Source organism: Paraburkholderia dioscoreae (genome assembly GCF_902459535.1).
Classification (GTDB): domain Bacteria; phylum Pseudomonadota; class Gammaproteobacteria; order Burkholderiales; family Burkholderiaceae; genus Paraburkholderia; species Paraburkholderia dioscoreae.
This window is the reverse complement of sequence record NZ_LR699554.1, coordinates 269,960-292,572: the sequence shown is the minus strand read 5'-3', so window position 1 is coordinate 292,572 and position 22,613 is coordinate 269,960. Positions and strand designations below refer to the sequence as shown.

Annotated in this window: 21 protein-coding genes and 1 pseudogene; 11 read left to right on the top strand and 11 right to left on the bottom strand. The window is 59.3% G+C overall.

The window, feature by feature from the left end; all coding sequences use genetic code 11:
* Positions 1-232: 232 nt before the first annotated feature.
* Positions 233-1,237 (bottom strand): pca operon transcription factor PcaQ, encoded by a 1,005-nt coding sequence (gene pcaQ / locus PDMSB3_RS21550; protein WP_007178882.1) that lies wholly within the window; start codon positions 1,235-1,237, stop codon positions 233-235.
* A 108-nt stretch (positions 1,238-1,345) separates the two neighbouring features.
* On the opposite strand from pcaQ, the gene pcaH reads away from it, so the two are divergent.
* Entirely contained in the window at positions 1,346-2,050 is a 705-nt protein-coding gene (gene pcaH, locus PDMSB3_RS21545) for a protocatechuate 3,4-dioxygenase subunit beta (protein ID WP_007178881.1), read from the top strand.
* Between the two features lie 3 nt (positions 2,051-2,053).
* The gene (pcaG, locus tag PDMSB3_RS21540; protein WP_007178880.1) at positions 2,054-2,641 is read left to right on the top strand and encodes a protocatechuate 3,4-dioxygenase subunit alpha; all 588 of its coding nucleotides are present in this window, start codon (positions 2,054-2,056) and stop codon (positions 2,639-2,641) included.
* A 179-nt stretch (positions 2,642-2,820) separates the two neighbouring features.
* Here pcaG and PDMSB3_RS21535 read toward each other — a convergent pair whose 3' ends face one another.
* Positions 2,821-3,084, bottom strand: a complete 264-nt coding sequence (locus PDMSB3_RS21535; protein ID WP_007178879.1) for an H-NS family nucleoid-associated regulatory protein — start codon at positions 3,082-3,084, stop codon at positions 2,821-2,823.
* A 480-nt stretch (positions 3,085-3,564) separates the two neighbouring features.
* Here PDMSB3_RS21535 and PDMSB3_RS21530 point away from each other — a divergent pair, with 480 nt between their 5' ends.
* The 3 genes from PDMSB3_RS21530 to PDMSB3_RS21520 all read left to right on the top strand — a co-directional run bounded on the left by PDMSB3_RS21530 (position 3,565) and on the right by PDMSB3_RS21520 (position 5,211).
* Positions 3,565-4,200 carry a LysE family translocator gene (locus PDMSB3_RS21530; protein ID WP_007178878.1) on the top strand — a complete coding sequence of 212 codons (636 nt, stop codon included), beginning with the start codon at positions 3,565-3,567 and terminating at the stop codon, positions 4,198-4,200.
* Between the two features lie 293 nt (positions 4,201-4,493).
* Positions 4,494-4,697 carry a cold-shock protein gene (locus tag PDMSB3_RS21525; RefSeq protein ID WP_007178877.1) on the top strand — a complete coding sequence of 68 codons (204 nt, stop codon included), beginning with the start codon at positions 4,494-4,496 and terminating at the stop codon, positions 4,695-4,697.
* Between the two features lie 289 nt (positions 4,698-4,986).
* Entirely contained in the window at positions 4,987-5,211 is a 225-nt protein-coding gene (locus tag PDMSB3_RS21520; protein WP_007178876.1) for a hypothetical protein, read from the top strand.
* Between the two features lie 123 nt (positions 5,212-5,334).
* Here the strand turns inward: PDMSB3_RS21520 and PDMSB3_RS21515 are convergent, their stop codons facing one another.
* On the bottom strand, positions 5,335-6,966 hold the full coding sequence (locus PDMSB3_RS21515) for an acyl-CoA synthetase (protein ID WP_007178875.1): 1,632 nt from the start codon (positions 6,964-6,966) through the stop codon (positions 5,335-5,337).
* 165 nt (positions 6,967-7,131) lie between these two features.
* Between PDMSB3_RS21515 and PDMSB3_RS21510 the strand changes: the two genes are divergently transcribed.
* Positions 7,132-7,878, top strand: coding sequence for a Crp/Fnr family transcriptional regulator (locus PDMSB3_RS21510; protein ID WP_007178874.1), 747 nt, complete (start codon positions 7,132-7,134; stop codon positions 7,876-7,878).
* Positions 7,879-8,064: 186 nt separating this feature from the next.
* Entirely contained in the window at positions 8,065-9,624 is a 1,560-nt protein-coding gene (locus PDMSB3_RS21505; protein ID WP_007178873.1) for a methyl-accepting chemotaxis protein, read from the top strand.
* A 114-nt stretch (positions 9,625-9,738) separates the two neighbouring features.
* On the opposite strand, the gene PDMSB3_RS21500 is transcribed toward PDMSB3_RS21505, so the two are convergent.
* Both PDMSB3_RS21500 and PDMSB3_RS21495 read right to left on the bottom strand, forming a co-directional pair.
* A complete protein-coding gene (locus PDMSB3_RS21500) occupies positions 9,739-10,083 on the bottom strand; it encodes a transposase (protein ID WP_007178872.1) in 345 nt (114 codons plus the stop codon).
* Positions 10,084-10,377: 294 nt separating this feature from the next.
* Positions 10,378-11,511: a porin gene (locus PDMSB3_RS21495; RefSeq protein WP_007178871.1), complete on the bottom strand. Its 1,134-nt coding sequence runs from the start codon at positions 11,509-11,511 to the stop codon at positions 10,378-10,380.
* Between the two features lie 1,705 nt (positions 11,512-13,216).
* Here PDMSB3_RS21495 and PDMSB3_RS21490 point away from each other — a divergent pair.
* Entirely contained in the window at positions 13,217-13,414 is a 198-nt protein-coding gene (locus PDMSB3_RS21490; RefSeq protein ID WP_007178869.1) for a hypothetical protein, read from the top strand.
* A gap of 190 nt (positions 13,415-13,604) precedes the next feature.
* Here the strand turns inward: PDMSB3_RS21490 and PDMSB3_RS21485 are convergent, their stop codons facing one another.
* Positions 13,605-13,790 (bottom strand): hypothetical protein, encoded by a 186-nt coding sequence (locus tag PDMSB3_RS21485; RefSeq protein ID WP_007178868.1) that lies wholly within the window; start codon positions 13,788-13,790, stop codon positions 13,605-13,607.
* Between the two features lie 210 nt (positions 13,791-14,000).
* The gene (locus PDMSB3_RS21480) at positions 14,001-14,198 is read right to left on the bottom strand and encodes a hypothetical protein (RefSeq protein WP_157187740.1); all 198 of its coding nucleotides are present in this window, start codon (positions 14,196-14,198) and stop codon (positions 14,001-14,003) included.
* Positions 14,199-14,557: 359 nt separating this feature from the next.
* On the opposite strand from PDMSB3_RS21480, the gene PDMSB3_RS21475 reads away from it, so the two are divergent.
* Together PDMSB3_RS21475 and PDMSB3_RS21470 are read left to right on the top strand one after the other, a co-directional pair.
* Complete coding sequence (locus PDMSB3_RS21475) at positions 14,558-15,541, top strand: GlxA family transcriptional regulator (protein WP_007178867.1); 984 nt, start codon at positions 14,558-14,560, stop codon at positions 15,539-15,541.
* Positions 15,542-16,160: 619 nt separating this feature from the next.
* Positions 16,161-16,469 carry a hypothetical protein gene (locus PDMSB3_RS21470; RefSeq protein ID WP_007178866.1) on the top strand — a complete coding sequence of 103 codons (309 nt, stop codon included), beginning with the start codon at positions 16,161-16,163 and terminating at the stop codon, positions 16,467-16,469.
* 113 nt (positions 16,470-16,582) lie between these two features.
* Here PDMSB3_RS21470 and PDMSB3_RS21465 read toward each other — a convergent pair whose 3' ends face one another.
* The 3 genes and pseudogenes from PDMSB3_RS21465 to PDMSB3_RS21455 form a co-directional block, all read right to left on the bottom strand.
* The gene (locus PDMSB3_RS21465; protein ID WP_165187631.1) at positions 16,583-17,296 is read right to left on the bottom strand and encodes a carboxypeptidase regulatory-like domain-containing protein; all 714 of its coding nucleotides are present in this window, start codon (positions 17,294-17,296) and stop codon (positions 16,583-16,585) included.
* Positions 17,297-17,315: 19 nt separating this feature from the next.
* Positions 17,316-19,695 (bottom strand): annotated as a pseudogene (locus PDMSB3_RS21460) (YjbH domain-containing protein).
* Between the two features lie 403 nt (positions 19,696-20,098).
* On the bottom strand, positions 20,099-21,118 hold the full coding sequence (locus PDMSB3_RS21455) for a helix-turn-helix transcriptional regulator (protein ID WP_035516910.1): 1,020 nt from the start codon (positions 21,116-21,118) through the stop codon (positions 20,099-20,101).
* A 160-nt stretch (positions 21,119-21,278) separates the two neighbouring features.
* On the opposite strand from PDMSB3_RS21455, the gene PDMSB3_RS21450 reads away from it, so the two are divergent.
* A complete protein-coding gene (locus tag PDMSB3_RS21450; protein WP_157187739.1) occupies positions 21,279-21,560 on the top strand; it encodes a hypothetical protein in 282 nt (93 codons plus the stop codon).
* On the opposite strand, the gene PDMSB3_RS21445 is transcribed toward PDMSB3_RS21450, so the two are convergent.
* Entirely contained in the window at positions 21,539-22,303 is a 765-nt protein-coding gene (locus tag PDMSB3_RS21445; protein ID WP_197740263.1) for an SIR2 family NAD-dependent protein deacylase, read from the bottom strand. The genes PDMSB3_RS21450 and PDMSB3_RS21445 overlap by 22 nt on opposite strands.
* Positions 22,304-22,613 lie beyond the last annotated feature (310 nt).

Sequence of the window (22,613 nt, the reverse complement as noted above, 5' to 3'; positions counted from 1 at the left end):
GATTATGACGTTTCACGCGAGCCGCCGGCGACCCACGGTGTACCGCGGCAACGCGGCCCGTGGCGGCTTTTTGCACCGTGTTTGTACACCGCCCGGCAAACCATTCGCAACCTTCATTTTGTACTAGATGGTTCACAAAGTGGAGTAGTAGTCCGACCGGGCCGACGGACGGCCTCGCAACACTCGGGACGCACTCACCGCCCCGCAAAATCATGACCGGACGCGGGACGCCTTATTTGCGACTCCGTTTCCGCACTCCTTGTCCCGTTGCCGCACCCGCCGCCTTATCCGCACTCACCGCACTGGCCGCCATGCGCTGCTGCGCGACCTCGCGCACCGCGTCGATAAACGCCCGCCCAGCCGGCGACGGCTGCGTGTCCGAGCGCCGGATCAGTCCGACCGGCTCGCCGGTGCCGGCAAAAGGCAACGGCAAACGTACCAGCATGCCGTGCGCCAGTTCATATTCGACCGCGCTCAGCGGCACGAACCATACCGCACTGTTCTCCAGCGTCAACGCACGGCCCGTGGAAACCGACAATACTTCGACGAACGCGGACAACGGCGGCACGCCCCACGCACTCAGCAGGCTTTCCGCCGATTGCCGGATCAACGTGCCGAACGGCGGCAGCACCACGGGAAAATCTTCGAGCGAGGTGGCCGGCAAACCCGCTCCCAGCGCCAGCGGATGCCCGGCGCGCACCACCGCGATCAACGGCTCGCTGAACAGTTGCTCGAAACTGAGCCCGACCATCCGCTCAGGATCGGCCAAACGCCCGATCGCGAATTCGATCGTGCCCGCTTTCAGACGCTCGAGCAATTCCGGGTTGGCGCCAGTCGCGAGGCGCACGATCACGCGCGGCCACAGCGCGGCGAACCGCTTCAGCACCGGCGGTATCAACACCGCGGCGACCGTCGGCAGAATGCCGATTTCCAGCGTGGCCGCGGCCGCGCCTTCCGCGTGCGCGAGCAGATCGACGCCCTGCCGCAGCGCGCTGACGCAGGCGCTCGCGTGCGGCATGAAGAGTTGCCCCTCGCGGGTCGGCACCGCGCCGTGACGGCCGCGCTCGAACAGCTTTACCCCGAGAATCGCTTCGAGCTCCGCGACCGTCTTGGAAACGGCGGGCTGGGTGATCGACAGGCTGCCGGCGGCCCGCTGGACGCTGCCGAACTGCGCGACGGCCAGAAAGCACTGAAGATGACGGAATTTGACGCGGCTGTCCGCGAGGCTGCGTTGCATAACGGCAGGTTATACGAAAAGGGTGAAAACGTCATTTTGCATAACCTTCCAGTTTGGATAAAGTCCCTCCATCGCGCCGTATCCCACAATTCCTCGAAGGAGACACTGATGGACGAGTCCTTTCTCACCGCGCGTGATTTCACGTCGCATCCTTCTTACATCTATCCCGGCTACGGTTCGTCGGTCAAACGCGGCCCGACGCGTCCACTGATTCCGCTGAAGGAAAAGCTGCGCGATCAGCATGTGCCCGTCTACGGCACCGAAGACCTCGGCGCGCTCGATCACGATCTGACGCGCAACGCCGTGCGCAACGGCGAGCCGCTCGGCGAGCGAATCATCGTGACGGGCCGCGTGCTCGACGAGGGCAACCGCCCGGTGCGCAATACGCTGGTCGAAATCTGGCAAGCCAACGCCGCCGGCCGCTATGTGCACAAGGCCGATCAGCACGACGCGCCGCTCGACCCGAATTTTCTCGGCGCGGGCCGCTGCATCACGGACAACGAAGGCCGCTACCGTTTCCTGACGATCAAGCCGGGCGCATACCCGTGGGGCAACCATCCGAATGCCTGGCGTCCGAACCATATCCATTTCTCGCTGTTCGGCGACCATTTCGGCTCGCGCCTCGTCACGCAGATGTACTTTCCCGGCGACCCGCTACTGGCGTTCGACCCGATCTTCCAGGGCACGCCCGAGCATGCCCGCGACCGTCTGATCGCGAACTTTTCGCTCGACACCACGCAGGAAGCCTATGCGCTCGGCTACGACTTCGACATCGTGCTGCGCGGCCGCAACGAAACTCCGATGGAGCGCTAAGCCATGACCATCCTCAAGCAAACGCCTTCGCAAACGGTCGGGCCTTACTTCGCGTACGGCCTGTGTCCGCAGCAATACGATTTCGACTTCAAGAGCCTGTTCACGCCCGTTGTGGCTGATCGCGAAGCGGCCGGCGAGCACATCACGATTGTCGGCCAGGTGTTCGACGGCGACGGCAAGGTGATCGGCGACGCCATGCTCGAAGTGTCGCAAGTGGACGCGAGCGGGCGCTTCCCGGAGTCGCGTGAAGAAATCCTGAAGACGGGCTTTCGCGGCTTCGCGCGCGTGGGCACCGGTACCGATCCGCACAAGCGCTTTGTGGTGGAAACGGTGAAACCCGGCCGCGTCGGTCCGGATGCAGCGCCGCATCTGAATGTGGTCGTGACCATGCGCGGCATGCTGCTGCATACCTTCACGCGCGTCTATTTCGAGGACGAAACCGCGGCGAATGAAAAAGACCCAGTGCTGGCCGCGGTTCCCGCGGATCGCCGCGACACACTGATTGCGCGCCGCGAGCCGAATGTGGCGAACGTTTACCGCTTTGATATTCACATGCAGGGCGATAAGGAAACCGTCTTTTTCGACCTGTAACGCGGTTTTCCCTACACTTTCATATTGCTTTCACATACACTGAGCATGATCCTTCTAGCGACTGGATCGCGAAACTCCGAGTAGTTGAGCCCGCCTTGCGCGGGCTTTTTTTTGATTTCTGGATACTGAAGCCGTTGGCACGACCCGGTCAGCCGGCATGCGAACTCCGTGCACTGCCATTAGCAACGGAAATGATCCATGCTCTGTCCGGCGTAAATCGCGCGTGCGAGCCAATCCGGCTTATCGCCGTGACCGTCCCAGGTATTGCCGTAGGCGTCGCGATACATGACGGCCCGCGTTGCGGACGCATCCGCTTCGATCGCCTCGGCGAGCGCTTCCATCGTAATGCCGTATTCGTCCATGCGTCGGCGGATCCACACGATCAGGCGCTCACGCGCATTCCCGTCGAGGTCGAACAGCCGTTGTTCTTCTCGCTCTTTCATAACGTACCGGTGGCGCGGCTAATAATGCTCGCGTTAGAAAAAACAAAGGCTTCGCTAAACAACGCGAAGCCTATGCGTGATTCAAATGGATCGAGTGCGAATCGAACTCGCGATGCCTGTTCCGGTGCATTAAAACCCGCACCTGAAAATCATGCCCGATAAATCCTGCATTAGGGGAATTCGTCGGCAACCGGATCGAATTGCGCTCTTGTCTCGCCTCGTGGTTCGAGGCTGCTTCAGCGTATGGAAAGTCATTCTAGCATCCAATTTCTTTGGCCCGAGCAACGAACTGGAGACCCGGCGATGCGTTGCTTTTCAATTCCGGCTGGTTTATCGACGCTACAGGACAAGCGGTAATACTCACTGATACTCACTGACCCGAAATGAGTTGGAGTCGGCGGCAATCGTGAAAAACAACACGCCCCTCTCTCATGCTATGTTCCACTGATTAACACGCCTGCGCATAGGAGACACTCGACCATGTCCGCTTCAACCGCCATCATCACCATTCTCGCCGCGCTCCTGCTAGGCGCGATGAGTCCTGGACCGAGCTTCGTAATCGTCGCCCGCAATGCGATAGGGTTGTCACGCGGCGACGGTCTCGCCACCGCGATCGGCATGGGCGTCGGCGGCGTCTTTTTCAGCGGCATCGCACTGCTCGGCCTCTATACTTTGCTGGCCAGTGTCGAATGGCTCTATGTCGGCCTGAAAGTGGCCGGCGGTCTTTATCTGATTTATCTCGCCTCGAAAATCTGGCGCGGCGCCGTCAAACCGCTCGCCTTCGATACGACGCAAGCCGTGCCGGCCAATGCCCGCAAATCGTTCTGGATCGGCTTGAGCACACAACTGAGCAATCCGAAGACTGCCGTCTATTACGGCAGTATCTTCGCGGCCCTGCTGCCGCAACATCCGCCGCTGTGGTGCTACTTTGCATTGCCGCCCGCGATCTTCGCCATCGAAGCCGGCTGGTACACCATCGTCGCGTTGTGCTTTTCGAGCAAGCGGCCGCGCGAAATCTATCTGCAATGGAAAGCCTGGGTCGATCGCATCGCTGCGAGCGCTGTCGCCGCGCTGGGATTACGCCTGATCCTGGCGGCACACAAAGTGGGCATCTGACACACGCTACCGCTCGAACGGCTGGCCGTGTCGCGCGACACGGCCAGCCGGGAACGGGTGTCTCTTCGACAGGCGCGCGGCGCAAGCGATTCTCAGCGCCCACCAAAACAGTTACAAGTTAAGTGTTGACGCCGCCGCCCCCGGCGGTTACTGTTGCGTCCGAAGTTCAAGAAGTTCGATTGCTGTTCATCAATGTCTCGCTCCTCAGCGGTATTCGTTGTCCTCTCCCTCCTTGACGCTTCACGCGCTCTTTCACAGAGCAAATTCTTCTATTTTTACTTCAAGGATTCTTTATGGATACCGGTACCGTTAAGTGGTTCAACGACAGCAAAGGCTTTGGCTTCATCACCCCGGACAAGGGCGGCGACGACCTGTTCGCGCACTTCTCCGAAATCAGTGGCGACGGCTTCAAGACGCTGGCTGAGAATCAGAAAGTGAGCTTCGAAACGAAGCAAGGCCCGAAGGGTCTGCAAGCGGCTAACATCAAGCCGATGTAAGTTTGAAGGGCTCGGTGTCCGGCAACGGACATCGGGCTGCAGCGACATCTTCGCGGAGCTTTGTCTCCCACAGTTGGCGCGATCGCCTGGAGCTGCATGTCATTCAAGCAGCTTGCCTGAGCGCCATACGCCTCGTTGCACCTCATTGTCCCCTCCGGCTTCAACGCCCGATTTTTCGCTTTCCGACTGCGTCAGGATTCGGCCCGCAATAGCTTGAATCAGATCGTTCGTGCGACTCGTACAAGGGTCCGCAAGGAAGGCGCGCACTCGAACATTATTAAAAAATAAAATGCAAAACACACATATTCATCATTACAACGGCTATGCCGTCAAACCTTCGGCGCACCGTTTGCCCGATGGCACTTTTTCATCGAATCTGCTGCTCGAACGCGCCGACAGCGCGCGTGCCGAAGGACGCTACCAGTTCTATTCGCTCGATTACTTCACGAACGAAGAACAGGCCTTGCAGCACTCGGCAAGCTGGGCACGTCATTGGGTCGATACGCGCGGCTAAGCTCGCGATCGGCACGAGATCCCGCGCGATGAAGCGCACATGAACCGTGCGTTCGTCTTGCGGTATGAACTACCGGCACCGGCGTGCCAGTCGGCACGCCACACCATCACACGCGCAACTGCATTATTGGTTTTCTTCCGTCTTGATGCGCGCGCGTAGTTCGAACTTCTGAATTTTTCCCGTCGATGTTTTCGGCAATTCGCCGAAGCGCACCGCTTTCGGCAACTTGTATCCCGCAAGAAACAGCCGGCAGTGCGCAATGATCTCTTCCGCGCTCACCTGGGCGCCTTCCTTGAGTTCGACGAAGGCGCACGGCACCTCCCCCCACTTCGGATCGGCCATCGCCACCACGGCGGCAACAGCCACCGCGGGGTGACGATACAGCGTGTCTTCGAGTTCGATACTCGAGATGTTCTCGCCGCCGGAGATGATGATGTCCTTGCTGCGATCGCGAATGCGGATATAGCCGTCGGGCATCCGTACGCCGAGATCGCCGGTATGGAACCAGCCGCCTTCGAAGGCCGCTTCCGTCGCGCGCTCGTTCTTCAGATAGCCCTTCATGCAGATGTTGCCGCGGAACATGATCTCGCCGATCGTCTCGCCGTCGTTGGGCACGAGTGCCAACGTCTGCGGATCGAGCACGGTCACAGCCGCCTGCAAGTGGTAGCGCACGCCCTGGCGCGCATTCAGTTCGGCGCGCGCGCTGTCGTCCAGTGTCTCCCACGCCTCCTGTTTCGCACAGACCGCGGCCGGCCCGTAGGTCTCGGTGAGTCCGTACACGTGCGTGAGATCGAAACCAATTTCCTTCATCTTCGCGATCACCGCCGGCGCGGGCGCCGCGCCCGCCACCATCGTCGACACGCGATGGTTGATGCCGTCGCGCCATTCGGCCGGCGCATTCGCGAGCGCGCTCTGCACGATCGGCGCGCCGCAGTAATGCGTGATGCCTTCATTGCGAATCAGATCGAACACCGTCTTCGCGTCGAATTTGCGCAGACAGACGTTGACGCCGGCACGCGCGGCCACCGTCCACGGAAAACACCAACCGTTGCAGTGGAAGAGCGGCAAGGTCCAGAGGTAAACCGCGTGCTTGGGCATATCCCATTCGAGGATATTGCTCACCGCATTCAGATACGCGCCGCGATGGTGGTACACCACGCCCTTCGGATCGCCGGTCGTGCCCGAGGTGTAGTTCAGCGCAATGGCGTCCCATTCGTCGGCCGGCATGGTCCACGCGAATTCGGGGTCGCCGGATTGCAGGAACGCTTCATAGTCTGTTGCGCGGATAAATTGATCGGCGTGGGCGGGCATCGCGTCCGCTACGCTGATCACGCGCAAATCCGGGAATTCCAGCGAGGCGCGATGCGCAAACTCGCCATATTCGGTATCGACGATCAGCGCCTTGGCCTCCCCGTGGCGCAGCATGAACAGCAGCGACGAAATGTCGAGCCGCGTATTCAGCGTATTGAGCACGGCGCCGGCCATCGGTACGCCGAAGTGCGCTTCTATCATCGGAGGAATGTTGGGGAGCAAGGCCGCGACCGTGTCGCCACGTTCAATACCGGCCCGCTGCAATGCGCTGGCGAGACGCCTGGAGCGTTCGTAGGTTTCGCGCCAGTTGCGGCGAATCTCCCCGTGGACGACCGCCAGCCGTTCACCGTAGACTTCTGCCGCGCGCACGATGAAATCGATCGGCGTGACGGGAATATAGTTAGCCTCACGGCGCTCAAGGCCTGCTTCGAACATGTGCTTCATCGCGTTGTCTCCTGAGGCGCTCGCCGCGCCGTCAACTATTCTGATTGATAGACTAGGCTAACAACTGTCATGGTGAACTGTCTGTCATTCAAATGACAGAGTGGCGCGCCCTGGCGCTTCCGAACCCAGATTCGCTCAAATCGCCCATCTATCCCGCAAGCCGCCATGAACGACGCTCCGCTCACCGCTCCCGCCGACGCCCGTCCGAACAGGCAGGAGCGGGTCGCGCGCGCCGACCTGCCGGGCCTGTTCGCCACCTGCGCGTGGTTTCGGGCGCTCGCCGCAGAGCATCAGGCGCTGGTGGTCGCCAGCGCGTACGCGGAGCATATGGAAGGCGGCGCATGGATCGCCCGGCGCCAGGAGCCGTCGGATTACTGGATCGGCGTGCATTCCGGCCTCCTCAAACTGGCCATCTACAACGCTTCGGGACGCAGTTGCACGCTGTCCGGCGTTCCGCCGGGCGGCTGGTTCGGCGAGGGCAGCGTGATCAAGCGCGAACTGCGCAAATACGACGTCGCGGCGATTCAACCTTCGCTCGTCATGTTCGTGCCGTCGGACACATTCCATGCACTGCTGGAGTCGAGCCTGCCGTTCACCGGCTTCGTGATCCGGCAACTGAACAACCGCATGGGCGAATTCATCGCGTCGATCCAGAATAGCCGGCTACTCGATGTCGACGCACGCGTCGCACAGTCGCTCGCGCAACTGTTCAACCCGGATCTCTACCCCGATACCGGCCGCGCGCTTGCCATTTCGCAGGAAGAAGTCGGCCTGCTGGCGGGCGTTTCGCGCCAGCGGATCAATCAGGCGCTGCAAAACCTCGAACGCCTGCAGATATTGCGTCTCTCGTACAACCAGATTCATGTGCTCGACCTGGAACGCCTGAGCGCGTTCGGCCGGGAACAGATCTAACGCCACGTCCGGCCGGCCCTTCGGCCCGGCCATATTCCGAACGCCGCCGCGCGGCCGCCTCCACCCGTCAGCCTGTTTTTTGTGCAACAGGATCAAGAAAGTGCCGCCCGCGCCGTTATGCGAACTATGCAGCGCAGATTGCAGCCCTCTCCACTCTCCTGGCTCCACATATTGTCGAATCCGATAATGAACCGTCTGACACTGAAACAGAAACTGTGGGTGCCGCTGCTGCTGTGCTGGGCGGCGCTCCTGATCGTCACCGTTGTCAACGCGTACGAGGCACGTAACGCTCAAATGGACGCACGGCGCGCGGATCTGGCCGACGTCACCGATATGGCGGCGTCGATCGTCGCGGACTACGCGAAACAGGCCGACGCCGGCAAGCTCTCCGTCGACGAAGCGAAACAGCAGGCCATTGCCCGCGTCAACGCACAACGCTATGGCGCGTCCGGCTACGTGACGATCGTGCGCAGCGATTCGGTCATGATCGATCACCCGATGAGCCCGAAGCTGAACGGCAAGGACATGAGCGCCTTCCGCGACGCCAAAGGCAACGCGCTGTATCACGACATCGCCCAGGCCGGCGGCTCGGCGGCCGGCGCCGGCTACCTGCGCTACTGGTGGCCGAAGCCCGGCGAAACCACGCCCAGCGAGAAGATCGGCTATGTGAAGCGCTTCGGGCCGTGGGGCTGGGACTTCATTGCCGGCGCCTACATGGACGACATCCAGGCACAGTTCTACGCGACGCTCACGCGCTCGGCGGGCATGCTGGTGGTACTGGGCGTGATCGTGTCGTTCGTCGCTTCGCGCGTGGTGCGCAACGTGTCGCGCTCGATTGGCGGCGAGCCTTCCACGGCCGCCGCGATCGCCATGCAGATCGCGCGCGGCGATCTCGCCACACACATCGACTTGCGCCGCGACGACACGTCGAGCCTGCTGTTCTCGCTGCGTGAGATGCGCGATCAACTCGCGTCCACCGTCGCGCGGATCAAGACCTCGGCGGAGACGATCACTATCGCTTCAAAGGAAATCGCCGCGGGCAATCTGGACCTGTCGAGCCGTACCGAGGAACAGGCGGCTTCATTGCAGCAAACCGCCGCCAGCATGGACGAGCTCACCAAGACCGTTACGCAGAACGCCGACAATGCGGCGACCGCATCCGAACTGGCACGCGACGCTTCGGACGTTGCCGCGCGCGGCGGCCAGGTGGTCAACGACGTGGTCGAGAAAATGGCCGGGATCACCGACAGTTCGCGCAAGATCGGCGAGATCATCAGCGTGATCGAGGGTATCGCGTTCCAGACCAATATCCTGGCGCTGAATGCCGCGGTGGAAGCAGCGCGTGCCGGTGAAGAAGGCCGCGGCTTCGCGGTGGTCGCGGGCGAGGTGCGCAATCTCGCTCAGCGCAGCGCGACAGCGGCAAGGGAAATCAAGGTGCTGATCGATCAGTCCGTCACGCAAGTCGGCGAAGGTTCCACACTTGCGGGCAAAGCAGGCAGCACGATCGGCGAGGTGGTCGACGCGGTGCGCCGCGTGACGGCCATCATGAACGAGATCTCGGCGGCTTCGAAGGAACAGAGTTCAGGTATCGGCGAAGTCAATCTCGCGATCCGCCAGATGGACGATGTGACGCAACGCAATGCCGCACTCGTGGAGCAGGCTGCGGCCGCGGCCGGTTCGCTCGATGAGCAAACCGACCGGCTGCGACATGCCGTCTCCGTGTTCAAGGTCGGCCAGCCTGCGTGATCGAGTCGTGGTTTTCCGCGCCTGAAGACCGCTTGCAATCGAAAAAGGCTGTCACCGGGATGCCGGTGACAGCCTTTTTGTTTGCCATCGAGAAGCCGCGGCCCACGCAGCGCACTAAGCGGCGCTCCTGCGTGTGACAGGCCGGTCCATGATCGCATCGGACCCGAACAGCGTGAGCACGATGTCGGCCAGCACGCCCGATTTCTTCCAGCGCAGATAGTAGCGATGCGCTGTCTGATATGGAGGGTAGTGCTCTGGCATTGCGCTCCAGGGCGCGCGTGCGTGCAGCACCCACATGACGCTATTCACCACCCAGCGTATATCGATGCTGGGACGGCCGCGCCGGGGTCCATGCTCCTTCATCTCAGGCAGCAGGGGCACGATGCGATGCCATTGCTCGTCGGTGAGATCGCTATTGGGCGGCGAATGAGGCCGCGACTTTGAAGCGGAAGTATTCATGCGGTAAGAAGGCACAGCCGCAGCACACGTGCTGGCGCCGTCACGAAATAGGGTCTATCCATCAATGAATTTGAGACTAACCCAGGCACGCTTTCGCGAAGGTTAATTCTTGTCAGATGGCGAGGCGCAATCGTCAGAGAATGCGGGACGATTTCTAAAACAGGACGAGGAGGCTTCGGCTTCGCGACGCGTACGGCATCGGACGGTTACGCCGGTGCCGGCCATCAAATCGCGCGCGCATAAAAAAAGGTGCCGCGAACGGCACCTTTTTGCACAACGAGCTTCTGTGGAAGCTTAGAAGCGGTGACGCAGACCGACCGTAGCAGCCGTCTGGTTCTTCGACGACGACGGCAGTTGCGTGATGTCGCCGCTGTAGATCGAAGCGACACCGCCGTCGCCCATTGCGTGCTGGTACACGGCTTGAGCGTAGACGTCCGTACGACGCGACAGCGAGTAGTCAGCCTGCAGGCCGATCTGGTGGTAACGCACCGACTCCGAACCACCGTTCGCGCCAACGCCGTAGCCCTTGCCGTCCGTGAACGTGTAAGCAACGCCCAGGCCCAGAGCCGGGGTCACGTTGTACTTGCCGTTGACTTCGTAGTTGTTAGCGCGCAGCGATTGCTGACCGCCCGTGAAGTTGTCCGAACGCGATTGCGTCCATGCCAGACCGACGGTTGCCGGGCCGAATGCGTACGAACCAGCAACGCCGAATTCACGCTGACGGAAGTTGCCGACGTTGCCTGCCAGTGCGTTGACGTACGAGCTGTCCGAAGCACCGTTGTTGCCGGCGCCCGGGTTGTTCTGCTGTGCGTAAGCAGCGCCCAAACGCAGACCTTGCCACTGGTATGCAGCACCGACGCTGTATTCGCGGTTGTTTGCGAATGCGCCAGCCTGGTTCGAGAAGCCGTACGTGCCGCCGAACGTGAAGCCAGCGTAGTTAGCGCTCGAGTACTTGATCGAGTTGTTGACTGCGTAGCCGCCGTTCGTGTTCAGGTTGTCGTTGTTGAACGGGTGCGCGAAGTACGTGCCGCCCCAGCTGCCCGTTGCGGTCAGCGGTGCCAGGTAGTCTTGAGCTGCGTCGTATTGACGGCCCAGCGTAACCGTACCGAATTGCGCGCTCGACAGGCCGACGAACGCCTGACGGTTGAACATGCCGTTGTTGTTAGCGAACTTGCCGTTGTTGATGTTGAAGCCGCTTTCCAACGTGAACACTGCCTTCAGACCGCCGCCCAGATCTTCCGAGCCGCGCAGACCGAACATGCTTTGGTTGATGCCGCCGCTACCGGCTGCCCACTTGGAGTTGTGGTTGACGTTGCTGGTGTAGGTCAGGCCGGCGTCCAGCAGACCATACAGGGTCACGCTGCTTTGTGCGTGAGCGACGGAAGCGAACGATGCGGCAACCGCAACGACGATTAGACTCTTTTTCATGCGTGGGACTCCTGTTCGATAAATTTACACGGGGAGCGGGACTTGCCTCGGCAGCGCGTGCTATGCACCCGCTGCCGCCCTGTTCGCCGACCCGTTCCGGATCAGCCGGGCACCCTTGAAACGAAGCGTGAGTGTAGGGGGACACCCTGACAGGGAGGTCCGCAATCCACGCAACAGGATTTTTCAGAATCCGCAACAATCTAATTGCCGCACAGACTAAGTCTTTGTTTTTACGTCATTTATTAACAAATATAGCGACTGTCGCACCCACTCTGGTCATAAGTATTTTGCAACTTTTCAATATTGCCAGTTGTGTGTATGCAACAGCGTTTTAATAATCCTGACGTAATCGGGTCGGACCGAATGGAAATCAGCGATTCCAATTGCTCGAAAATTAGGCAATACCCTGCGCGCATGCAGGATATGTAAATTTATTTTGGAAATGCGGGAACTTAGTTTAGTTAATACAGTCGCGTTTTTCGCGATGCGATTACCGGTTTTCGTTGAACTCGGATATTGATGACTTCTTTTGCCAAGAGAACGTGAATTCAATGATTCGGTTCTGTGGGGGTGCGCGACGTGCAGCCGGCGGGCCATGCAGCGCCCCCCTAGCACTTGAGGTTCGGGACAGCACTCAGTTTCTGCGAGCGCGCCCGCATTAAGAGCGGCGCGAGTGATTCATCTGGAATTGAATTCCCGCTGTCCGCGCCGGAAGAGAAAAGCCTTCAGCACGGGCATTGTCCGGAGGTGAAATGCGGCGCCGACCGCCGCGTGACAAAACCCGTGCTGAAAACGAACGGTAAATGTCGAACAACCGTCCGTATTGATTTAACGGCACGGCCGTGCCTTTTTTTACACGGAGTTTCCCTAATTACCGTCGAGCACGGCCTTGTGAGTTGTGACTCGTGCCGCGACTGGCGGAGCGCCCCTTTATCCCGGAGAGATCCGCCCGGCCGCGAACTGACCGATTTCGGGCGCACGCTGCGCGCCTCGGCATTCGTGCGCGCGTCTCGATTCGCCTGGGTTATGTCCGAATGTAGAAATTGCCCTGATGCGCGACCAAACTTTCAACGTCCATTCGTGCGTCGATGGAACATCAATGACGATCTGACCGGGACCGAGACACCTCGCCGCCAGCACCGGTCAGGAACGGCTCGAGCCCGAATAGCCATGCAAAGCAGAAGGCGACTCGTGCCAACGCGCTGATTTGCCGTTGTGGCACGCTCTCGCCGACGCCTTCCAGCGGCGTGGCCAGCACGGAGGAAGTCTGGGCAATATCAGTCGCTCTATGGTCGGGTCGCATGACAGTTCTCGTTATGGCTATAGTCCGGAAGCCGAGCTTATGCAAACGACGTGCCACTCCACGGAGCAAGCGCCATCAGGAAAACGTCACGGTTTTGCGAATCGAACAACTCTCTGAACTCCTTGTCCGGAAGCGCGCTTTCTTGTGTCTTGTTCGGTCAAGAGCGTGACCCCATCCGCCGCTTGCGTCCGCCGCCTGTTTCGAACGACTAAACTCAATTCCGGTCTTTCGAGGGGCGCTTTCTGAAGCAAACCCCACCCCTCGAATTTTTTTGCCTGCCGCTCCCTCGGGCGGCAGGTTCTTTTTCCATGGACGTTTTAGGTACCCGGCGCTGTGAATCGCCGTGAGCGAAAGACGATCAGTTCCGGCGGGGGAATTCGCGTGACGCTTTCGAGGACAGGTATGCAGCTACCGAACGTAGATAACTTCATCAAGGACTTCCAGCACGGCGTCACATACAACATCTGCGCCTATCGCAAACTCTCAGGCCAGGAGATGACGCGCGCAATGCAGGTTTTCATTCAGCAACAGGGTGAGCATCAACCGAAGCAAGGGTCCGTAGTCAAGATCTTTTCCCTGGTCGGTCTTGGTGAGCAGTAGTCGTCGCGAAGCACGAAACGCCAATTGACAGGCGTGGAATACGCTCGCAATCGCGCCGCGCGGCCAATCGCTTCGCGCGAGACACTTCGCTCTACAGAGCACGCGAGCGGCAATAGGGTGAAAAACGCCCTCGCCGCGCGACGGCTGCGACGCATGTTGCGAGCCGGGCAAACCTTATTGATGCCGCGGTCTAATCGAACATGGACAGCAGATCGGCGATGTTCGCATCAGGCAATCGCTTGGCAAGCATGTCCCAGAAGATCACGTCGTGCATCGCGCTGGCATCTTCGGCCGTCTTCCACTGACGGGCACCGACAATAGCATCGGCCGTTTCGCGAGCTGCGGAAACAATTGTCTGAATGTCTTGTGTGTGCATGAACCCGTTAACGGTCGCGTGCAGAGCTTTTTTAGTCTCATGCGCAATCGTTTGCTAAAAAATTTTATCCATCTCGCACACGCCTACAACAATGCCAGTGCGGTGAACGAGCTGATCATTGCGCTTCGCATCATGCAGAGCCCACCCCGTGCTCAAGGAAAGCGAAAACGCCTTCCTCGACGACCAGGCCAGTCGCAAGCGGACACCCACTCAGCGGCCGAGGGCAATTTTACCTCTTCCGGTGTGGTGAACCATTTTACGGCGGTTATCAGAAAACTTCTGTCCGAGATGGCCAGGCGGCGAGGCACCGCATTGCGAATAATTCGAGGCAATCGTTTTTCCCGGCGCGAACGGCATTTTTTTTGACAACGCATGTTGCGGCAGAGCAAATTCGTCGTGTTGTTCCAATTCAACCCCTACACGTATTCTTTTGATATATTTCGTGCGCCCGGTTCAATTTACCGATGTTGACAGCCAATTATCCGCATTGCATCTAAATGAATAAAGATGGTTCGCTATACATTCCGTCCCACTCACGGAGACGGACAGGTGAATTTCCAGATCTTACCCATTTGCCAGGGTCGAATCAGAAGCCCAGCATGGCGGCAAGCTAGCTCGCCGCCCAGTGTCGTCAGCAGCCAATGTGTTGGCTAATTCGGCCATCAATTACTGACAAGAGAATCAAATGTATAGCATTCTCCATTAAGAAAAAGACAGAGTCTTTGGGGAGAAGACTCTGCAGACCATACATTTCCGGGGAAAAATAAATGGACTTGGTACATACTCTGCCGCTTAACACGCGGCAAAGTGCCGTGCCGATGCACACGAATGCTCTGACTCGCGTCGACATCGCGCTGTTCAATGGATTTGCACTGCCTACGGTTGCAGCAATTATCGAAATTTTCCAGAAGGCGAACTCGCTTGTCGCAGCGCAGCGATCGGGCCGCACACGGTACGACGTGTCGCTGCTTTCCGCCGCGGGTGGGCGCATTGCGAGTTCGTCATCGGTATTTGTCTGGACCGACGACGTCCAGTCGCATCGAGGTACGAACGACACGCACCTGTTGTTCATTGCCGGCGGCGCGGGCGTACAACAGGCATGCCGCGACGAGCGGTTGAGCGACTGGTTGCGCCGCAGGCATCCATTCAGCGAAATCGTGCATCCGATCGCGGAAGGTCTGCAACTGCTGCAAGCAGCCGGGCTGCCAAGCCGTTACTGCCCACTTCTGTATGCAGGCAGCGAAGCGCTCGGTCTGCAATCGGCCCGACCACTGACTGAAGCGCCGGGAGCTGTCTCGACAGCATTGCGCATCGTTGAAGAGGATCTCGGCTCAGAACTGGCACAGCAGGTTGCCGAGTCGATCGCTCCGCAACCCAAGACACCGTTCAGTTCGTCGGTTACGTCCGGCGCGGCGCCGCAGATTAGCGAAAAGATCCTGGCATCGGCACGCTGGCTGGAAGCGAACGTCGATCGGCCCATCTCCATCGACGATGCGGCGCAGGTCGCCGCGATGAGCGAGCGCAATTTCCTGCGCCGCTTCAAGAGCGAGATCGGCATGACGCCCTCCGACTATCTGCTTCAGGCCCGTTTGAACATGAGTTGCCGGATGCTTGTCGAATCACGTCTGCCAATCGACAAGATCGCACGCCGCTGCGGTATCGGCAGCGGCGGACAGTTGTCGAAGCTTTTCAGGAAATATCTCGCGACGACGCCGACGGACTATCGGATGCGCAACGAAATGGCGCAGTAGAAAGCAGCGGGTACAGGCGGCGGGTCGACGTTTGACGTGAGAGCACGCCATTGCCGATCCGTGCTTGTCCGCCGGCGTTGTACTACTCGTGACGAACCCGGGCTTTTGCACGTCGAATTACCTGCCTCGAGCCGGCCTTATTCGCATTGGCCAAAATTGGGGCATCTTCCGCCAGCGCGTTGCGGGCGCCAGTTCGCTCTCCTATTCTTAACTCGGGTCATCCGCAAGATGATCTGACGGGCTCGCGCAAGCGAGACCATCATCACCTCGGAATTAAGCCTGCCTCTTTCAGGGCGCAGGCTCTTTTTTTGGGGCGCTGCCGTCACGCGCGGCGGAAAAGAAGCTATCGCCGATCCTGACGGGATAAGGCGCCCACGGATAGTGCCTGCCCCACTCTGCCGAGCCTGTCGCTTGACGATATCGGCCAATATTGTGGTTCATTCAGCCGCGCTTTCATTGCACGAGTACGGCTTCGGTAGTATCAAAACCAGTCGACCCGATCCCCAGTCATCCAGAGCAATTGTGTTGAGCAGCTGGCTATACGATCGCAACGTCCGAATGAGTGGCTTTCTATTTCGGGTGGTCGAGATAAATCAACGTATCAGGTGAACAGGAAGATATGGGCGAGTTTATTCCAGAGTATCTGCTCCGAGAACAGGCGGCTGTGGGCGCGCTTGTGTTATTCGGAGTTCTGCGCATTGTCGCCGCTGCTGTCGCCTTCGGGAAAGGCTGGCGTGTGTCGGTCATGCAAGACTATTGCATAGCAATAGCCTTACTCTACTGCCTACCGCAGCTATTCGATCTGTTCACGCACTCGTACGGAATGCAGGCTGCCGCCGCGGCCGCGGAGCTCGAAGGTAAGGTAGCGGGCTCCGCGATTGCACTGTTCTTCTCACCTATTCTGAGTCACAGGCTCGGCTACGAATAGAAGCTCTTCGCGTCTTGAACCTTGAAAGATCTTTCGGTGAGCGGCCGGTACAGTTCCTTGTGGACCTGTACCGGTCCGGCAGCCCGATTCTCTGCTTGCGCACTCGCAAGCGCTCAAGTGCCACCGGTGCCGCCCGTTCCACCGGTTGGTCCTCCGCCGTTGCCCCCGCCGGAGATCGGCGCGGCCGCACCCGCAGCTACCACAGCGGTTGTCAACGACGACGCCGGCTGACCGCTCGCAGTAATCGCGCCCGCTGTCTGCAAATAGTCCAGATCGAGATCCGGCGGCTGCCCAGGCGTGAACGAAACCGTCAAGAACGAAGATGACGAAAGCGTGAACCCGTACTGCGTCTTGATCAACTGCGCAACAGCAGCCTGCGCGTTCGCGATCACCGTGCTGTTGGACAGCGCGCTCTGAAACGTTGCGTTACTCGAGATTCCTGACAGCAACCCGCTCACCGTAGTTCCAAGCTGGCCAGCCAGATAGCTCAAGAGCAATTCGGTCAACGGAGTCACGTTGTAAGTGCCCGCGCCGGGAGCAAACGAATGGAGCACGACGGCCCCGCTCGACGCCGTGATCGCACACGGTCCGTCAAAGTGGAAGGTCGCCGAATATACGCCGCTTGCGTTGGCCGTCACACTGCTCGCACCATTCTTGCAAGTCAATACAATGCTGGCGTTTACCACTGGCTGGCCCACGGCAGCCGTGCCGCTCACCGTCGCGCCAGGCGAGTCGCCGCCGCCGCCACATGCAACCAGTGCGCTGGTTGCCAGAACCATCGATCCGAACTGCAACGTGCGCAACGCGGCACCGTTTAGAAGCTTCATCGCCTACCTCCAGAGAAAGTCATTCACAATTGACCGGCACCAACGCCCGTCCATCGTCCACACCCTGCAAATCGCGTCCACAGATGCCACGCGAAAACGCGCTGCCCGTCGATACAGCAGGCACACTCACTTGCGGCTTCGGCCTCGTTCCGTCGCCTCCAGGGCGCCCGTAACGCAGATACGCATCACGCATCCGGTAAAGCTGGGTCGAGAAGTACTCGCCGCTAAAGCGGCCCTGATTCAACAGGTATTGCTCCGTGCTATACGGGAAGGTCATATTCGCGGCCGCATTGGCCGACAGGAAATTCGTCGATCCCACGCGTGTGCGGAAGTCGAGCCCGAACTGTTCAGCGCCATACACCTGGCTGATTCCCGGCTTCATGCCCTGCCGCAACGTCAGCGGGAAGCTGATCGCGGCGCCCACAAACGTGCCCTGCCCGCTATGCTCGCCATGCACGCTCACTGATACGTCGTCGAACCAGCGCGTAATCGTTGCAACGGGACCTTTGTCGCCGCCGACAAAGCGCGCGACGCCCGCTTCGATCCACAGCTTCCAGGACGGCTGCACCCAGCGGTAAGTCAACTCGGCATTTTTTTCGCTCGGCAGTTCGTCATGGCCCGGTTCGTGGTGCAAATAAGCGAGCCGCAGGCGGATCAGATCGGGACGTCCGGGCACGAACACCGTGGTTTCGTTTTGCACACCCACATACGAGTAGTCGAACTTGCCGATCGATGCCACGTTGAACACTTGCGGCATGATCCAGAAGCTTTGTGCAAGCGCCACCGCATTCAGACCGCCGCGCAAGCGGTAGTCGCTGAACACGCGGCCCTGGTCCATGTTCTTCGTGTTGTAGATCGGCGCGATATAGCTCGCATACAACTCCGCGCCGCGCCAAAGCGGCACGAACCCCTCAATGTTGGCGCCCAGCGAGATGTCGAAATTGCCGTACTCGGTGCCGTACAGGTAACTGAGGACCGGCTCGATCTGAATTCGCGTCAGACCATGTGTGTGTTCGTTACCGTGCCATGCAATCGAATCCGCGTCATAGGTCGGACGCGTACGCATGGTCAAAGAGGCACTGGCAGCCGTCGGCGCGCCGCCTTCGACGAACCGCGAAAACGCGTCACGATCCACAATGACCTCGCCTAACGGCTCGTTGGCCTTCTTGATGACAACGTGAATCCTGTCGGTGCCGTGCGGCGCATTGATGCTCGCCACGCCAAGCACAATACCGAGAGCGTCCGCTTCGTTCTGGTTGTACCGATGGTTTTCGTACTCGACAACCAGATCACGGCCACTCATCCCGACACGAACACGCTCGAGGCCGGCGGCAAACAGTTGCGCCGCGATTTCGTCGAGCGCCAAGGCATCCAGCGCTTCTGGAACCGCGGGAAACTGCACATCCGACGATCTGGTCCTCGTCACATCACTCAACATCACAGACGCATACGACTGCAGCGGCGGCACATAGGTAATAGGCGCTGCGGCTGATGCGTTGCCATTACCGGCAGCAGCGCGCGTGTCCACCGGCCGCAGGCTGGTGAGACGGATAGAGCCGTCATCGTCGGCATTCGCGGTCTGGATGGCCGGCACCAGCGGGCCGTCGCACAAGCCATCTGCACAACGCGTACTGCTAAAACGTCTTCCAAGTGGAATCTGAATGGCCACCGAGAACGACGTACGCGGCGAGACTCCATCCGTTGAGCGGATCGAACGCATGAACGTGCCGATCACGTTCGCATCGGCTAACCAGCTAATCCGCGGAGACTGATAGCGCACGCCTGCATAGGGGGTCTTCGAATCGTCTTCTGCGAGCAGCGACAATCCCGTATTCCACAGCGAGACTTGTGCGCCGCCGAACAAACCGTCGAGGCGGTCGCCCTGTCCATAACCCGCAGTGAGCGTCACCGGTCCGAATGCTTGCGACACCACACCGTATTTCGAACGGAAAAAAATGCGTCTGACCACCGATGTCCGCGACGCCGAATGCGATACTCGGCTGATACTTGAAAAACTTCGGTACTTCGAGCTTGACGTCAGCCATCAGGTGACGAAGTACGACATGCTCCTCATGCGCCAGCGGTGCTCCGACATTCGCCGGATAGTTTGCCAGTCCGCCCGACAATTCGACGTACGGAAACAGGCCAACGGCTCCCCAGTAAATCTGTGATCCGGTCGCCGTCTTCCCGTAACGAGGGTCGATGAAATCGTTGTACTGCACTTCACCCACGCCTTGCGGCAAGGCAAATCCATATGGAATAACCAGACCACCGGCCTGACCTAGCGCGTTCAGCGCTGGATCCGCCGCGTGCGCCGAAGTCGAAAACGCCAGCACGGCAGCCAACGCCAACGTCTTGCGGCCTCCTATCGGTTCGTGCCCAAACAAATTTCCGCCCATGTCTATAGTTGTTGGTATCAAAGCGCCCGGCGGTGAATGGATCCCTTCTCGGTCGTCACCGAAACTCATCGTCGCAATGCGGCACGCAAATCAATCAGGCATAAATATGCACTCCAAATTAAATTGAAGATGCGATGTTTATATTTGCTGCATTAGTACGGCATACCGTGCTGTCTGCTAGAGACGATCGCCATGACCGGCGATGTCGGGAAGTATCTTCTGGTTGCGGTGCATCATACATAGTCCGCCGCAGCGAAAATGATTGCTGACGGAAAAAGCTAACATGTTGGCGGATTACTACATTCGGCCGTTCCATGTGAAGACGGCCACGCAGCCCCGCGATGGTTCTTGATATCTGCGCCGCGACTTTTTTTCGTTCTGGTCGCGGCGATTTTGACAGGGCTTAGCGCCGGTAAAGCGCCGCAAGCGCGTGCGCCTCCTCGGCCAGCTCTGCGCGCAGCTTCTCCGGTTCCATTACTTCCACATGCGGGCCGAACGAGCGCAACCACCAACGCAAACGTTGACTGAGCAAAACAGTCCCCTGTACCTCCAGACCAGTGCTCGTGTGCCACGTTTCCTGGTCTGCCGCGAAAGGGGTCTCGAGAAGATGATCGCCGGCTCCGTTGACAAAACGTACTTTGAGCGTCGCTTCACCTTCCACCATGAAGTCGAACTGGCGCTGCTGCTTTACGTAGTCGTCGAGCTTGAAAGAGCGCGGATACGAAAACGATTCCATCATCATATTCGCGCTCGCCAGGCGGTCCAGTCGGTACATGGTCGGATTCGAGCGTCCTTCGGTGCCGCCTATCAGATACACGAGGCCGCCTACTTCGACCAGACCGAGCGGCAAGATTACCTTGCACTTGTCATTCGCCACATTGGAGCGCGGACGATAGAGAATTTCCAGCTTGCGCTCATGAAACAGCGCTTGGGAAATCGCGGCGAATATCTCCGGATCGATCTGGGGATACTGCAAGGCGAAACCGCTGTGCTCCACTGCGACCTTGTCCGCCCACCGGCGATAACGACGCTCGTCTTCGGTCACCGCTGTTTCCAGACGCTTGTCCGCCACCTTGAACAGATCGGAGAGCGCCTCGGCAACCAGCGTGGGGATTTGTCGCGATGTGAAGCTACGCAGCACATGCAGCGCGAGCGCCTCTTCTCGCGTCATGATGGCACCGGATTTCCCGGCCATACCGCCCGCGCCGGCGCCTTTACGCCAGAACCATGCCGCCCCGCGCTTCTCCATCTCGACAAGACCCTCGAGATGCAGTTTCTCCAACCGCCGCTGTACCGTTTTAATGACCGGCACGTCGGACTCGATGACCTCCAGCTTCTTATGAACACCAGGGGTGCTGAGAAACTCGGCATTGCCGCCGGCGTTAGGCAATACGCTAATTATCTTGCTATCGAGAGTGTCCATGCAGCAGAACTTGGATGGTTGCAGGCTTTGCGTCACAGAGGTTAACGGCGGCGCGCAATGGATCTTAAGCAAATACTCAAAAGATTGGCGGGATTTCTTCAGTTGAAGAACCGGTCCGTAGGCCTGATATCTCTCGACGCTGCCTGTCACCCAAGCCGTCATGTTCCATGACGCAACAGAATGCCTCGACGGAAACTGCTTTCCCTGCGTAACACTGACAAGCGCGGCTCAACTGGTTGATTCCGGCGAACATCCCGAGCGCCGCGCCTGGATTTCCCGTCTTGATTGCAGTATCGGCCTCTTCCAGGATATCCGCGATTTGCTCGGCACGGGTCGGCTGCTGATTACCGCGACCAAAAAGATGACGGTGAACGCGGATAGCCGCAAACGCCGGACCGAATGTATAGAAGCCCCAAAAAACTATCGACGCCGTGCCGAGTAATCGTTCAGTCGGGTTAGTGGATCGCAGTAGGCGCTCGTGATACGCATCCAGTGTCGCGCCGGTGCTTCGACGACAACAGGCCGTTCGACCGATGCCAGCCAGCCGGCGAGGCGCTCGGCCTGTGCATTGGCGCGCGAAGGCAGCCATGCCGAATCCCAGAACATCAGGATATTCGGCCTCGAAATCGCGCCGCAGCGTTTGCAACGCGGCAGTGGACCCATGAGTCGGCACGCGCGTTCGTCAATCTGCGGCAGGAAGTCTGCAGCAGGCTCGATCACCGAGGAACACGGCTCCGTGCACTGCAGATAGTGGATCGAGCCGTGGCATTCCTCGATACGGCTTTCCAGGAACCCCGCCTGTTGGAATTGTCCATCCACATTGCTCGTGAAAACAAAGGTGCCGTGACGCAGGCGCTCGCCCCAGCGCCTGAGAATGGCAAAACCCGGATGAGGTTCGACCTCGCGATAAAGCTTCAGGCGGTGTCCATAAAATCCCCAGGCGAGTTCCGGCTCGTCCATGAAGGCGCGCGGATTGGCAATGGACTGGAAGTCGCACCCTGCTTCGGCTAGCGCCGGATAGGCGCGCCACAAGCCTTCATTGCCCCGAAAATCAGGCAAGCCCGAGTCGACGCCCATCCCCGCTCCCGCGGTAATCAGCAACCCGTCTGCTTCGCGCAGCCATGCGATCGCTTGCTGTAGCCGTTCTTCCTGCATTCGAATCACCTCGATATCCCGCATCGCCATATATCCGCCATTTCCTTTCCCGGCGATCGCCGTCTACTCGTTCAGACACGCACGTACCCGGCAATCAGGCTACCGCGTCGATGAGACAAATGGTGTCCCGGTTTCAATCTGACTGGCCAGAATTGAACGAGACAGCCGTTGTCTGATCGCACCGCTATCTTGTCGCCGTGACAGCGTCGAAACGATGAAAATGAAACGAACTTTAAACCACGGCGAAATCCCTTCGCCAGTATCGCCTCTGCGTACCTGCCCGTTTCTAACTTTTCGCCGGTTACGACACAGTTGAAAGAGAAGTTATTTTCGTGGAGAA